The organism is Brucella anthropi ATCC 49188 (genome assembly GCF_000017405.1).
In the GTDB taxonomy this organism is placed as follows: Bacteria; Pseudomonadota; Alphaproteobacteria; order Rhizobiales; family Rhizobiaceae; genus Brucella; species Brucella anthropi.
In genome coordinates this window covers 2,185,594-2,200,691 of the sequence record NC_009667.1, presented here as the reverse complement: position 1 = coordinate 2,200,691, position 15,098 = coordinate 2,185,594, and the positions used below count along the sequence as shown (strand labels likewise).

Genomic DNA, 15,098 nt, shown 5'->3' with positions numbered 1-15,098 from the left:
GGCATGTCTCTAAAACTTGAACAAGATGTGAGGATCGAGCCGTGGACTTGGGCCTGAAAGGTCGAAAAGCAATTGTGTGTGCTTCCAGCAAGGGACTCGGACGGGCATGCGCGGAGGCGCTCGCCGAAGCCGGTTGCGATCTGGTTCTCAATGGACGCAACGAAGAAACTCTCGCCACAACCGCGGAAGCAATTCGCAAAACATTTGGCGTGAAAGTCGATACTGTCGTTGCCGACGTGTCCACCGCTGAAGGGCAAGCCAAACTGCTTGCCGCCTGCCCTGCACCGGACATTCTCGTGAATAATAACGGCGGTCCAGCCTTCAAGGATTTCCGCCTGCTCGACCGCGACGCGATCCTGCAGGGTGTGACACAGAATATGGTCACCCCCATAGAATTGATCAAAGCTGTTATCGACGGAATGGTCGAGCGCCGTTTCGGCCGTATCGTCAATATCACATCGACGTCGGTTTACGCCCCCATTCCCGGGCTTGATCTCTCATCTGGCGCCCGCGCCGGTCTGACTGCATTTCTGGCTGGCGTCGCCCGCACGGTTGCAGCCTCCAATGTGACGATCAATAACATCCTTCCCGGCGCCTTTGACACGGATCGCCTTCGCAATGGCTTTGCATTCTCAGCCCAGAAGAACGGCACGACAGCGGATGCGGAAGCTGCAAAGCGAGCATCAGCAATTCCTGCCGGGAGAATCGGTCAGCCAAAGGAATTTGGTCAGGCCTGTGCCTTCCTATGTTCGGAACATTCCGGGTTCATTACCGGGCAGAATCTCGTTATCGATGGCGGCGCCTATCAGAGTGCGTTTTAACAGCATCAAATAATAGATCTGCAAAATTGGAAAAACTCATTCTCGAAAACGGGCCTACTGAGATTTGAGCCGATAGACTAAGAACAATGACGGCCCAGAGTGCGGAAGTCGTGTACGGAAACTGTATGCGGACACCGCACCCTCCACGTGCAAACGAGCTTTTGCCCTGCACGAAAGATTTTGGAAAGCGATGCGACCATGACCAAGAAAACACCTTCCACTTCCCGTTCGGATTTCGATGAAGCAGCTCTGTTCTTCCACCGTTATCCGAAGCCCGGAAAGCTGGAAATTCAGGCGACAAAGCCACTTGGCAACCAACGAGATCTGGCGTTAGCTTATTCTCCCGGCGTAGCCGCTCCCTGCCTCGCAATCCACGAAGACCCGGCAACTGCCGCCGAATACACCGCTCGCGGCAATCTCGTTGCCGTCGTGTCAAACGGCACTGCTGTTCTCGGCCTCGGTAACATTGGTGCGCTTGCTTCCAAACCGGTCATGGAAGGTAAAGCCGTCCTTTTCAAAAAATTCGCCGACATCGACGTATTCGACATTGAAATCGACGCGCACGAAATCGGTCGCATCGTTGATGTTGTTGCCGCTTTGGAGCCAACTTTCGGCGGCATCAACCTTGAAGACATCAAGGCACCGGAGTGCTTCGAAGTTGAAGAACAGCTTCGCGCGAAAATGAACATTCCGGTTTTCCACGACGACCAGCACGGCACAGCGATCATCGTTGCTTCGGCGGTGTTGAACGGTTTGGAACTTGCCGGCAAGAAAATCGGGGACGCCAAGATCGTTACATCGGGCGCTGGCGCTGCGGCCCTTGCCTGCCTCAATCTTCTCGTCAATCTCGGCGCGAAACGCGAAAACATCTGGGTCTGTGATCTCGAAGGCGTTGTCTACGAAGGCCGTAACACGCTGATGGATCGTTGGAAGGAAGTTTACGCCCAGAAGACTGACGCGCGCGTTCTGGCCGATGTCATCGGTGGTGCTGACGTCTTCCTCGGCCTGTCGGCTGCTGGCGTGCTGAAGCCTGAACTTCTGAAACAGATGGCCGAAAAGCCACTCATCATGGCCCTTGCCAATCCGAAGCCGGAAATCATGCCGGAAGAGGCTCGTGCGGCCCGCGCCGACGCCATGATCTGCACCGGACGTTCGGATTATCCAAACCAGGTCAACAACGTTCTCTGCTTCCCCTATATCTTCCGCGGCGCACTCGATGTCGGTGCGACTGCAATTAACGAAGAAATGAAGCTGGCGGCTGTCCGCGCAATTGCCGCTCTTGCCCGCGAAGAGCCTTCGGATGTCGCTGCACGCGCTTATTCCGGCGACACACCCACTTTCGGACCAGACTACATCATTCCATCGCCATTCGATCAGCGCCTGATTCTGCGTATCGCCCCGGCAGTGGCCAAAGCGGCCATGGAAACAGGCGTGGCGACACGCCCGATCGAAGACATGGAAGCCTATCTCGATCGTCTGAACCGCTTCGTCTTCCGCTCCGGCCTCATCATGAAGCCAGTCTTTGCTGCCGCCCGCGCGCAGGAAAAACCAAAGCGCGTCATTTATGCAGATGGTGAAGATGAACGCGTGCTCCGCGCTGCTCAGGTAGTCATTGAAGAGCGTATCGCAGCTCCGATTCTCGTCGGACGCCCGCAGGTTATCGAAACACGCTTGCGCCGCTACGGCCTCAAGATTCGTCCGGGAACGGATTTCGAACTCATCAATCCGGAAGACGATCCGCGCTATCGCGACTATGTAGACCTTTATCTGTCCTACACCGGCAGGCAGGGCGTCACACCGGAAGCTGCACGCACCATCGTCCGCACGAACTCGACCGCAATTGCCGCTCTCGCGGTTATGCGCGACGAAGCAGACGCCATGATCTGCGGTCTTGAAGGTCGCTTCGAACGCCACCTCCGTGTCGTACGGCAGATTATCGGCAAGGTTCCCGGTATCCGAGACTATTCCGCCTTGAGCCTGCTCATCTCGCAGCGTGGCGCCCTCTTCCTCACAGACACTTATGTCAACGTCGAACCGGGCGCGAACGAGATCGCCGAAATGGCAATTCTTGCTGCAAAGGAAATCAGCCGCTTCGGTATTGAGCCAAAGGCTGCTCTCGTATCGCATTCGAATTTCGGATCGAAAGAATCAGCCAGCGCCGAAAAGATGCGTGAAGCAGCGGCAATTCTTGCCGAGAAGGCACCTGAGCTGGAATCCGATGGCGAAATGCACGGCGACTCCGCTCTCTCGCAGGCTCTGCGCGATCGTGTGTTCCCGAATTCGCGCCTGAAGGGCGAAGCCAATCTTCTTGTTTTCCCCAACCTTGACGCTGCAAACATCACGCTGAACGTAGTCAAAATGGTTATAGATGCGCTGCACGTGGGTCCAATCCTGCTCGGCGCGGCACGTCCGGCACATATTCTGACGCCATCCGTCACCTCGCGTGGCGTCGTCAATATGACAGCACTGGCGGTCGTTGAAGCCTTGCAAAAATCAGGAGAGACTCTTCGCAAGAAGAAGTAATTTAACAATAACTAAGTTAGATAATTATAACATAAACTCAAATAACGGCGAGTATATTTAAATATACTCGCCGTTAGTATTTAATTTACTATATTTTTTAAACATGATATCGCCAGCATCGTTATCGAGGTTATCATGTTTTTTATTTCAATTAATTCTAATAGATCACTGACTTACTCAGTAGTTTTGATATTCTCGGGAATATTGGCTGGCTGTACAACTATACGCCCTCCAGAATTATGCACGCCTGCCGAGCAAATACAGCTTAAGAAGCAACTTCGCGTCACCCAGTCACTCCTTGATCGCAAGGAAGCAGAGCTTTCTCAGATGAGAAAGACCTCGGCTCAGAATCGTTGCGTCGGGAGCCTGTTTACACCTGCTGTCAAATCCGCACAGTGCACGAAATTGCTGACCAGAACAGATCATCTGGTAAGCGAAACACAGACTTTGCGCGAACGCGTCAATGAGCTGAATATGGCGCTTGCCGGACGTCCGTCTGCGTCCAAACATATCAAATCGTGCAAGGCCTCCTGGGTGGTGTCCCCTAAGAAACCTCAGTCGAAAACTGTCCACGTACCACAGCGGAAGTCCAGGGGCATCGCCAAGCCGAGCGCCGAGATGGCCAACTCAATTGCATTGCCTGCCTATGAAACTCCCGCTCCTGTCGAAACAGAGAAAGTGGATTACACGTCATCTGCAACGGTGGAGACCTCGAATACGACACCGGCCTATGTTGCACCTGTCGCAACGACACCGCCTGTGGAACGCCCCTATACGGCAAACGCAAAAGTCAGGGTCGTCGGGTCAGGGTTCTTTCCGGACCAATCAACACCAGCAAGTCAGCCAACTCCGGCCCATGCGCCTGCCCCGTAAGCGCCAGGCGCAAGGGCATGAAAAGGTTCTTGCCCTTGCGCCCAGTTGCAGCCTTCACTGCTTCGGTCCAGACTTTCCATGTCTGATGATCCCAGGGAGCTGGTGGCAGAAGGGCAAAAGCCTCTTCCAAGAAAACGCGATCCTCTTCTGACGGGTCCGGCGTTTCTGGCAGATCACCGTCAACGATGGACCACCAATGCACCGCATCCTTGAAGCGGTCGAGATTTCCTCGCACTGCCCGCCAAAAGGGCTCAGCCTTCTCGCCGCAAATGCCCATGGCAGCCAGACGTAGCTGGGCTTCTGAAAACGGCATCTCGTGCAGCAGGGCCCGATTGAGCGTGTCCAGTTCCGCAGGATCGAACTTTGCCGATGACTTCGATATGGATGCCAGATCGAAACGTTCGGCGAGACTTTCCATATTGGGTGCCGCCGAAACATTTTCCGAGGTGCCGATCAAAATCGCCAACGAGGCCACTGCCATCGGCTCGAACCCGGCGTCGCGCAGCGATCCGACAGACAGTGCGCCGGTTCGCTTTGAAAGCCCCTCGCCCGAAATTGTCGTCAGTAGATTGTGGTGCCCAAAAACCGGAGCCTTGGCCCCCAGTGCCTCGAAAATAGCAATCTGCACACCGGTGTTGGTTACGTGGTCGTCACCGCGAATGATGTGCGTGACACCGAGATCAATATCATCCACCACCGACGGCAAGGTATAAAGATAAGTGCCGTCTTCACGCACCAGCACAGGATCGGACATAGAGGCCAGATCGACGGTCTGCGGGCCCCGAACAAGGTCATCCCAATGAACCTCCGTGCGCTGCGTATCAAACGGATCAGCTTCGAAATTCGGCAGCAGGAAACGCCAGTGTGGCTTGCGTCCTTCAGCTTCAAACGCAGCTTTCTCATCGTCAGTGAGTTTTAAACCTTCGCGGCCATATACCGGCGGCAGACGACGTGCGAGGCGCAGTTTGCGGCGACGCTCCAATTCATCAGCCGTTTCATAGCAAGCATAAAGCAAACCAGCCTGTTTGAGCTTCTCTACTGCCTTGCCATAAACATCAAAACGCTTCGACTGATATTCGACGCGATCAGGTTTGACACCGAGCCAGTCAAGATCGACTGCGATTGCCTGCGCGTATTCTTCCCGGGAGCGCTCAACATCAGTGTCGTCATAGCGCAGAATGAACTTGCCGCCATTCTTCTGTGCGAAAAGCCAGTTTGAAAGCGCTGTGCGTGTATTACCAATATGGATATAGCCCGTCGGCGACGGAGCAAAACGAACAGTTACGGTCATCTTATTGTCTTTCAGCGGTCGCGGAAGCGGTTCGTTATAGGGTAGCGGCGATCGCGTCCAAAATTCTTCTTGGTAATTTTAACACCGGGCGCCGATTGTCGGCGCTTGTATTCAGCCAGATAGAGCAAATGTTCGATCCGTTGAACGGTTTCGAGCGGATGCCCGCGCTCAGCAATCTCGGTGTTGCTCATTTCGTTTTCGACAAGGCATTCAAGAATATCGTCCAGAACCGGATAAGGCGGCAGACTATCCTGATCCGTCTGGTTTTCACGCAGTTCAGCAGACGGCGCCTTGGAGATGATGTTGTGCGGGATCACTTCACCCGATGGGCCAAGCGCACCGTTCGGAACATGACTGTTGCGCCATTCCGACATCGCATAGACCTGCATCTTGTAGACGTCTTTGATCGGATTGAACCCGCCATTCATGTCGCCATAAAGCGTCGCATAGCCCACCGACATTTCAGACTTGTTGCCGGTGGTGACAACCATCGAACCGAACTTGTTTGAAACAGCCATCAGAATGGTGCCGCGTGCGCGGCTTTGCAGGTTTTCTTCGGTAACGCCGCTCTCGGTGCCTTCGAACAGCGGATGCAGCGCTTCAAGAAAGCCTTCAACTGGCGCAGAGATCGGAACAATATCGTACCGAACACCGAGCGCTTTTGCACAATCGGCCGCGTCTTTCAGAGATTCATCAGATGTATAGCGGTAAGGGAGCATGATGCAGCGCACCCGATCCTTACCCAATGCATCGACGCCGAGAGCCGCGCAGATTGCCGAATCGATGCCGCCCGAAAGCCCGAGCACCACATCCTTGAAACCGTTCTTGTTCACATAATCCCGCAAGCCCAGCATGCAGGCGGAATAATCAGCTTCAAGCCCTTCAGGAAGAATAGCCTTTTCGCCTTCTTCACAGCGCCAGCCGTCATTCTCTCTGCGCCAAACGGTCAGCGTGATCTGCTCCTCAAACTGAGGCAATTGCAGACAGAGCGACCGGTCAGTGTTGAATGCAAACGATCCACCATCGAAAACCAGTTCATCCTGTCCGCCAACCTGATTGGCATAGACCATCGGTAACTCGGTTTCGATCACCTGCTTCAGGACAACCTGATGGCGCCGGTCCATCTTCGCACGGTGATAAGGCGAACCATTCGGTACGAGCAAAATCTCTGCGCCACTCTCAGCCAGCGTTTCCGCCACACCGAGTTCGCCCCAAATGTCTTCACAGATTGGAATCCCGATGCGAACACCACGGAAATTGACTGGCCCCGGCATTGGGCCTGCCTGAAATACGCGCTTCTCGTCAAACTCGCCATAGTTGGGCAGATCGACCTTGAACCGTTCGGCAATGATCTCGCCGCCATCCAGAACCGCGATAGAGTTGTGCAGACCACTTTCACGGCTAAGCGGCGTGCCGATAATGACGCCTGGTCCGCCGTCGGCAGTGTCGCTCGCCAGCGCACGAACAGCCTTTTCACACGCAGCAAGAAAAGATGGTTTCAGAACCAGATCTTCCGGCGGATAACCAGAGATGAACAATTCTGTAAACAAAATGAGATCGGCCTTCATCCTGGCCGCCTCAGCGCGTGCCGCGCGTGCCTTGGTCAGATTTCCGGCGATATCGCCCATGATGGGATTAAGCTGCGCAACGGCAATACGGAGCATGGCAAGATTCTCATGAGAGGCAAACATGCCCAAGCTTTAGCGCGCTTGGGCAAGCAAATGCAACGGATGCGATCAACAGAGCACTCTGTTTGTCAGGCCAAATAGGTATTGGCGAGGATATAACCCCAGATCGCGACGACGAACACAATGGAAATCAGAACAGCAAGAGAACCGCAGTCCTTTGCAATCTGAATTTCCTTATGAAAATCCCGCGAGACGGCATCACACGTTGCCTCGATACCAGTGTTCAACACTTCCACGAGGATGAGAAACAGGATCGAGCCAGTCATGAAGAGGAAAGCGAGCCATGTCGGCGCAAGGAAAAAAGCCACCGGCAGAGACAGAAGAAACAGCACAAGCTCCTGTTGGACGGCCTTTTCATGTCCTGCGAGGTACTTCAGTGCTCGCATGGAATTAAGAAAGGCCAGGAAAATGCGCTGCATCATTACCCTCAATCAAATTGGTTACAGCTTGGCCCGAAAATCAGAGCCAATTTTCTGAAAGCATAAAGCGTCCTTTATGCATCCATTCAGACACATGCCGCTCCAAGGCAATCAATAGGTGAGTTTCCCCGAAATGCAACAGGGCGGAGATCGAAACCTCCGCCCTGCAAGCTCTAGAATGTTGGAAACAGGTCAGGCACTCGCAACCTGCTTGTCCGCACCTGCATCGCGCTCCTTCTTGAGGAGTTCGGCCAGCAAAAACGCGAGTTCCAGCGCCTGATCGGCGTTGAGACGTGGATCGCAGTGCGTGTGATAACGATCGTGCAGATCTTCTGCCGAGATCGCACGCGCGCCGCCCGTGCATTCCGTCACATTCTTGCCGGTCATTTCGACATGGATACCTCCCGGATGCGATCCTTCAGCGCGATGGATCGCGAAGAAGGACTCCACTTCCTTGAGGATACGGTCGAACGGACGCGTCTTGTAGCCACCGGCGGTGATCGTATTGCCGTGCATAGGATCGCATGACCATACGACCTTGCGACCTTCCTTCTCGACAGCACGGATAAGCTGCGGCAGATGATCACCAACCTTGTCGTAGCCAAAGCGCGCAATCAACGTCAGACGCCCTGCTTCGTTTTCCGGATTCAGAAGATCGATAAGGCGGATGAGATCATCCGGCTGCAGCGACGGCCCACACTTGAGACCGAGCGGATTCTTGATTCCACGGCAGTATTCGATATGCGCATGGTCAGCCTGACGTGTGCGATCACCGATCCAGATCATGTGGCCGGACGTGCCGTACCAGTCGCCGGACGTCGAGTCCACACGAGTCAGCGCTTCTTCAAAGCCAAGAAGCAGCGCTTCATGGCTGGTGTAGAAATCGGTTTCACGCAGCGAATGATTGCTGTCAGCCGTGATCCCGATTGCACGCATGAAGTTCATGGTCTCGGAAATACGCTGCGCCAAAGCTGCATAGCGCTCTGCCTGCGGGCTCTTGCCGACAAAGCCGAGCATCCACTGGTGAACGTTCTCCAGATTAGCGTAACCGCCCTGAGCGAATGCCCGCAGCAGGTTAAGCGTAGCCGCCGACTGGCGATATGCCATGTCCTGACGCTGCGGATCGGGAATGCGCGATGCCGCGTCGAACTCGATACCGTTGATGATGTCACCACGGTAGGACGGCAGTTCCACACCATTCAGCGTTTCCATGTCCGATGAACGTGGTTTGGCAAACTGACCGGCGATACGACCGACCTTCACGACGGGCTTCGACGCACCGAATGTGAGGACAACGGCCATCTGAAGAAAGACGCGGAAAAAGTCGCGGATGTTATCCGCGCCATGTTCAGCAAAACTTTCAGCACAATCGCCGCCCTGGAGCAGAAATGCCTTGCCTTCCGCCACTTCAGCCAGTTGCTGCTTGAGCTTGCGTGCTTCACCTGCAAAAACCAGCGGCGGATAGGTGCGAAGACGAGCCTCAACGTCGTTCAGAGCCTGTGCGTCCGGATAAAACGGCACTTGCTTGATCGGTTTGTTTCTCCAGGAATGCGGGGTCCAGTTCTTCGTCATTTGAGCACCTGTTTGCTTCTATCCGCTCGATTTCTCTCGGATTATATCCTCCTTACACGAATGCCGGAATCCTTTAACGGACAGCTCGCATCTGACAAAGATGACAGTCTGCCCCGGAAAACCGGCCTGCGTGGTCGCGCTGATATAATGCAGGCCGAGACTTTATGCCAGCAATAATCGTTAACCGGAGAAACCGGTCGCGAAAGAGTTAGCCGTCAACTTTCTCACCATTCACGACGCGATAGGTCGGCTTGTACATAGTGACCAGTTCTTCGGCCGCTGTCGGATGAACCGCCATCGTGCGATCGAAGTCATCCTTGGTCGCACCAGCCTTGAGGGAAATACCCAGAAGCTGAGCCATTTCACCGGCATCTGGCCCCATGATATGGGCCCCGACCACTCTGCGGCTCGCGGCATCAACGATGAGCTTCATCAGCATTTTCTCATTGCGGCCGGAAAGCGTGTTCTTCATAGGGCGGAACAGCGCTCGGTAAACATCAAGTTCCGGATACTTCTTCGCAGCCTCATCTTCCGGCAAACCGACCGTGCCAATTTCTGGCTGAGAGAACACCGCCGTCGCAATCAATTCATGGTCGGGCTTCGTCGGATTGTCCTTGAACGCCGTTTCGAGAAAGCACATGGCTTCGTGAATTGCCACTGGTGTCAGCTGGACGCGGTTCGTAACATCGCCCACGGCCCAGATATTCGCGACATTGGTACGCGAATAATCATCGACCGGAATCGCGCCAAGCTCATCCATCTTGACGCCAACTCTCTCCAGCCCAAGACCCGTCGTGTTGGCCTTGCGCCCGATCGCCATCATTGCCTGACCGACTTCCAATGTATCGCCATTGTTCAACGCGATTTTCAGATTACCGTCGGACTGCTTCTCGATTTTCTCGAAAACCGCTTCGCAAATGATACGGATACCTTTTGCTTCCATGGTTTCATGCAAAAGATGGCGCAAGTCCGGGTCGAAACGGGAGAGGATTTCCTTGCCTCGATACACGAGTGTCGTTTCGACGCCAAGGCCGTGGAATATGTTCGCGAACTCAACAGCGATATATCCGCCACCCGCAATGGCAATCGCTTTCGGCAGCTCAGCGAGATGAAACGCTTCGTTGGAGCTGATGCAATATTCATGTCCGTGCATGGATTCGGGCATGCTCGGATGACCGCCGGTCGCAATCAATATCTGGTCTGCGGTAACGCGACGACCGTCTGCCTTCAGCTCAACAGTATGTTCATCGATCAATTCGGCGCGGCTGGCAAAAATTTCGACATCGGAATTCTGGAGGCCCTTGGTGTAGAGCCCTTCAAGCCGGGCAATTTCTTTGTCCTTGGCATCGATCAGCTTTTTCCAGTCAAACGTCGATGTGCCGACATCCCAACCATAGCCGGCTGCATCCTCGAAATGCTCAGGAAACTGCGAAGCATAGACGAAGAGTTTCTTCGGTACGCAGCCGCGAATAACGCAGGTTCCGCCCATGCGATATTCTTCTGCAAGACCGACCTTTTTGCCCATGGCCCCAGCGAGACGCGCTGCCCGAACACCGCCAGAACCGCCGCCGATAACAAAAAGATCATAGTCGAAGCCGGTCATGGGATTCTCCAATAAACATTAGGTTGGCTGCTATGTAAGCAAAAGAAAAAGCCCGGCCAAGGGACCGGGCTTTCAAATTCCTCGTTACCGCAAAAATTACTGCTGCGCAGGCTGTGCCGGAGCTGCAGCAGCGCCAGCCTGTGCCGCCAGAACCTCAGCTACGCCGGTCGCCAGATCACGGGCGATGCCATTCTGCCAGATATTTGCTGCTTTCACGACTTCACGCGTCACAATCGGGCCTTCGGACAGAAGCTTCTTGCCTGCAGGCGACGTATAGAATGCTGCTATGGCTTTGAGTTCGTCTTCGGAAAACGCTTTTGCATAGGCGCGAGCGGATTCGGTTTCGAGATCCGCACGGCGGGAAGCAAGAGCGAGAGCCTTGTCATCGACAGTCTTCGTGATCAGGGCTTCCAGATTCGGATCCTTCTGGATCAGTTCACCCTTGAGGGAGCGCGCTGCGTTCGGCAGAATTTCGTCGAACTGCTCAGTAGCACTAATCGCAGAAATAGCAGCACGGGCAGCTTCCAGATGAGCTTCAGTGATTTCCTGTGCCGAAGCTGCATGAATGCCCGACATCAGTACGAGCGCGGAAAACGGTGCAATCAGACGGCGAAAGCCAGTTGCCGGGATCATAAGGTCAGTACTCCGTTCAATCAGTTCAAGACCGGTTCATGGTGCGGATGCCGTCGTTGCCGGCAACCACTGCCGCACGCGCCAGTCCGATGAAAAGTCCGTGCTCGACAACGCCTGGAATTGCGAAGAGAGCGTCAGATAGTGTCTTTGGATCGGGAATGCGGCCAAAAGATGCATCCACGATATAATGCCCACCATCTGTTACGAAGGGTGAGCCATCTTTTAAACGCAGTGCCAGCGGGCCTGCAAGACCACACTTCGCAGCTGCTTCTTCAATCGCGCGCATGGTAGCACCAAGACCGAAGCGATTGACTTCCACAGGCAGCGGAAAACGCCCGAGTGTTTCGACGACCTTCGAACTGTCGGCAATAACGATCATTGCGTCAGATGCCGCAGCCACGATCTTTTCACGAAGAAGCGCTCCACCGCCGCCCTTGATGAGCGAAAGGTTGGTATCGACTTCATCGGCACCATCCACGGTAAGATCAAGATGAGGCGTTTCATCGAGCGTCGTAAGCGGAACCCCGAGTTCCTTGCAAAGTTTTGCGGTGCGTTCGGAAGTAGGCACTCCAATGATCTTGAAGCCGTTGCTTACCTTGTCGGCAAGCAGGCGCACGAATTCCTCGGCCGTCGAACCAGTACCAATCCCCAGACGCATTCCGTCCTTGACGTGCGTGAGCGCTTCTGCGGCGGCTGCGATTTTCAGCTTGCGAGCTTCGTCCATACTTGAATTCCCGATATTCCCCTGCGGATTCTCATTGTGGTCCGGCTCGCCTCTAGCATGCGGACGCGGCACAACAAAGCGCCTATTCGAACTATGACGCAGAATTTCGGTTTTTAGAGCGCATCCCGATCGCGAGGTTGAGCCGAAGTCGACAATCAGATAGGACTTCCTTATTCCCCATTTCACACACGAGAAGCTAATGTCTGCTGCCAACCCCAAGCCCATCATCGTTTTCGATCTCGACGGAACCCTTGTCGACACAGCACCAGACCTTCTCGACAGTCTCAATCACTGCCTCGCTATATCGGGCCTGAAAACAGCGGATCGTGAATCGTTACGCAGATTCGTAGGGCAAGGCGGGCGCGTCATGATCGAGCGTGCTTTCGCCGCGCAGAAGAAACAGGCCGACGAAGCACAGCTTGACAATCTCGTGGAAGAATTCCGCGAACATTATGCCGATCACATGCCGGGACATTCAACCTTTTTCCCAGGCGTTCTGGAAGCAATGGACCGCTTCTCAGCAAGCGGTTATGAGCTCGCAGTTTGCACGAACAAATTCGAGGCTTTGTCGGTAAAACTCCTGACTTCCATGGGTGAAGCCGAGCGATTTGCTGCAATCTGCGGAGCCGATACATTTGCTTATCGCAAGCCTGATCCGCGCCATCTCACCGAGACCATCGTACGGGCTGGTGGCAATCGTGAACGGGCAATCATGGTCGGGGATAGCCGAACAGACATCGACACCGCAAAAGCTGCTGGCATCCCCGTTGTTGCCGTCGACTTTGGGTATACCGATCTTCCCGTACAGCATTACGATCCAAGCCGTGTGATTTCGCATTTTGACGAGTTCACCCTCGAAATGGCCGAACAGCTCATCGATGCGGTCACCGATCCCGTATAAAGGGAGAATGGTAAATGATTACGCAGCGTTTTCTTATATTTTGCTTTGCTTTCTTAGCCACGGTATCAACAGCGTCTGCGAACGACGGATCGCCGGGACTACCCGGCGTTCAGGCTCAAAAACCCATTGTGACCGCCCCGCCGCCTGCTCCCGAACCGGAACAGGCACCAAGCGGTAACTGGAAAAATTTTCGTGTCGGTAATACTGACGTTTCGGTCTCTGGAAGCATCACGATTGATGTCGGCACCAAGAACAGCCGGACGTCCGGTCGTTAATTGCGAGAGGATCGCACCAATGCCGACAGGGCAGCAGGTATCTGAGCAGGCAAATCTTCCGCAATAAGTCCATGGCCAAAGCGTCGCGCGGCGTCCGCATGCATCCACACGGAAGCACACGCCGCTGCAAATGCGGGCATCCTTTGAGCAAGCAGGCCGCACACAATTCCCGTCAAGACATCGCCTGATCCTGCAGTGGCGAGCAGCGGGGTTCCATTGGCATTGACCACTGCCAGACCACCCGGTTCTGCGATCACGGTATCGGGACCTTTATATATAAGGACTGCGTTAGCACGCCTTGCAGCCTCGCGAGCCTTTTCGATCTTTGATGTCGAACTCTTTGCTATATCTGGAAAAAGCCGCCGGAACTCTCCCTCATGTGGTGTAAGCACAAGAGCAGTCTTTATGCCCTGTCGCTTATCGAAAAGCTCAGCTGGATTCTGCTCAAAGGCCGTAATCCCGTCGGCATCAAGAACCAAACCATGAAAGCCCGCTGATTCGTCACTTGCTAGAAACAGGGCATATTCACGCGCCAAAACGGGATTTCCATAACCCGGACCAAGGACAGCTGATGCGACCTTACGTTCGGCAAAAAACTGTCGAATATCCCTCAAACCACGGGTCTCACGGACCATGATACTGGTCAGATGCGTGGCATTGACCGTCATAGCATCGGGCGGAGACAGAAGCGTTACCGCACCCGCCCCACTACGGGCCGCAGCGAGGGCTGATAAGCGTGCGGCACCTGTAGAATGAACGCCGCCGGAAAACACGGCTGCATGGCCGCGACTATACTTATGAGCCTCAATGCCAGATACTGGCAGGGCGCTTGCCCAAAGGTCTGGAGCATTCTCGAATGCATGCGGTTCGATCGCAGTAAGTATGTGATCCGGAATGCCTATATCCGCCACATGGAGAACACCGCAATGCGCCCTTCCCGGTTGTAGCAAATGGCCGGGTTTCTTGCGAAAGAACGTAACTGTTGCTCGTGCACGGATCGCCGTTCCGAGGATATGACCGCTTTCACCGGATATGCCGCTAGGTAAATCAACCGCCACAACCGGCACATCAGAAGTGTTCACAGCATCAATCGCGATGGCTTCGGCTCCGTGAACATCGCGAGCGAGGCCAGCGCCGAATAATGCATCGATTACGCCGCCGAAACTCGCAACCGAAAATTCACCGAAGTTCGAGACAGGCCCCTTGTAGAACAACGACGCACGCATGGCATCGGAGCCTTTCCTCGGGGGAGCGGATGCGAAGCACACGACTTCCAAACCCGCTTCCAGGAGAAACTGCGCCGCGATGTAGCCGTCGCCACCATTGTTGCCAGGCCCGCAAAGAACAGCAACTGGAGCATTGCGAGGAAACATCCGCTGTGCAACCTCTGCGACGGCCCGGCCTGCAGCAAGCATCAGTGAGAAACCATCCTTGATACCGGTCTCGATCGTCTGGCGATCCGCTTCTGCCATTTCCTGCGGGGTCAGCAACTCGTACATCGCGTACCTTCTCAATACGGGGTCTCATTGTGATTAAATACGCGGCACCGGACTTTATGCAAGCTTGCCCTCTTTTGATGCATAATGACTAATTTTTAGACAGATAAACCGGAATGATAGTGCCTATTTCATACCCGTCATGAGAGTCCCGCTTGCACAAGCGTCATGAATAGTGCCACTCTGCCTGCGGATGAACGAAATCGAAGAAGTTTTTTATACAGACTTCAAACTGGCACACTTCATGCTTCTCTATTGGTGAAACGGGCACAATGTCCA

At 54.4% G+C, this 15,098-nt stretch carries 12 protein-coding genes; 4 read left to right on the top strand and 8 right to left on the bottom strand.

The window, feature by feature from the left end:
• Positions 1–41: 41 nt before the first annotated feature.
• Complete coding sequence (locus OANT_RS10895; RefSeq protein ID WP_012092005.1) at positions 42–821, top strand: SDR family oxidoreductase; 780 nt, start codon at positions 42–44, stop codon at positions 819–821.
• A gap of 198 nt (positions 822–1,019) precedes the next feature.
• A complete protein-coding gene (locus OANT_RS10890; protein ID WP_012092004.1) occupies positions 1,020–3,344 on the top strand; it encodes an NADP-dependent malic enzyme in 2,325 nt (774 codons plus the stop codon).
• Between the two features lie 790 nt (positions 3,345–4,134).
• Here the strand turns inward: OANT_RS10890 and gltX are convergent.
• From gltX to rpiA, 7 genes are all read right to left on the bottom strand, one after another.
• Positions 4,135–5,508: a glutamate--tRNA ligase gene (gene gltX / locus OANT_RS10885; protein ID WP_012092002.1), complete on the bottom strand. Its 1,374-nt coding sequence runs from the start codon at positions 5,506–5,508 to the stop codon at positions 4,135–4,137.
• Positions 5,509–5,519: 11 nt separating this feature from the next.
• Positions 5,520–7,199, bottom strand: coding sequence for an NAD+ synthase (locus OANT_RS10880; protein ID WP_012092001.1), 1,680 nt, complete (start codon positions 7,197–7,199; stop codon positions 5,520–5,522).
• A gap of 65 nt (positions 7,200–7,264) precedes the next feature.
• Positions 7,265–7,615 carry a diacylglycerol kinase gene (locus tag OANT_RS10875; RefSeq protein ID WP_010660042.1) on the bottom strand — a complete coding sequence of 117 codons (351 nt, stop codon included), beginning with the start codon at positions 7,613–7,615 and terminating at the stop codon, positions 7,265–7,267.
• Between the two features lie 192 nt (positions 7,616–7,807).
• Positions 7,808–9,187, bottom strand: a complete 1,380-nt coding sequence (locus tag OANT_RS10870) for a class II 3-deoxy-7-phosphoheptulonate synthase (RefSeq protein ID WP_010660041.1) — start codon at positions 9,185–9,187, stop codon at positions 7,808–7,810.
• A 208-nt stretch (positions 9,188–9,395) separates the two neighbouring features.
• Positions 9,396–10,790 carry a glutathione-disulfide reductase gene (gene gor / locus OANT_RS10865; protein ID WP_012092000.1) on the bottom strand — a complete coding sequence of 465 codons (1,395 nt, stop codon included), beginning with the start codon at positions 10,788–10,790 and terminating at the stop codon, positions 9,396–9,398.
• A 96-nt stretch (positions 10,791–10,886) separates the two neighbouring features.
• Positions 10,887–11,423, bottom strand: coding sequence for a DUF2059 domain-containing protein (locus OANT_RS10860; protein ID WP_010660039.1), 537 nt, complete (start codon positions 11,421–11,423; stop codon positions 10,887–10,889).
• Positions 11,424–11,448: 25 nt separating this feature from the next.
• Positions 11,449–12,147 (bottom strand): ribose-5-phosphate isomerase RpiA, encoded by a 699-nt coding sequence (rpiA, locus tag OANT_RS10855; protein WP_012091999.1) that lies wholly within the window; start codon positions 12,145–12,147, stop codon positions 11,449–11,451.
• 199 nt (positions 12,148–12,346) lie between these two features.
• Here rpiA and OANT_RS10850 point away from each other — a divergent pair, with 199 nt between their 5' ends.
• Together OANT_RS10850 and OANT_RS10845 are read left to right on the top strand one after the other, a co-directional pair.
• Positions 12,347–13,048 (top strand): HAD family hydrolase, encoded by a 702-nt coding sequence (locus OANT_RS10850; protein ID WP_012091998.1) that lies wholly within the window; start codon positions 12,347–12,349, stop codon positions 13,046–13,048.
• A 14-nt stretch (positions 13,049–13,062) separates the two neighbouring features.
• Entirely contained in the window at positions 13,063–13,323 is a 261-nt protein-coding gene (locus OANT_RS10845; RefSeq protein ID WP_012091997.1) for a hypothetical protein, read from the top strand.
• On the opposite strand, the gene OANT_RS10840 is transcribed toward OANT_RS10845, so the two are convergent.
• Positions 13,320–14,822: a bifunctional ADP-dependent NAD(P)H-hydrate dehydratase/NAD(P)H-hydrate epimerase gene (locus OANT_RS10840; protein ID WP_012091996.1), complete on the bottom strand. Its 1,503-nt coding sequence runs from the start codon at positions 14,820–14,822 to the stop codon at positions 13,320–13,322. The two genes, OANT_RS10845 and OANT_RS10840, sit on opposite strands and share 4 nt — an antisense overlap.
• Positions 14,823–15,098: the final 276 nt, after the last annotated feature.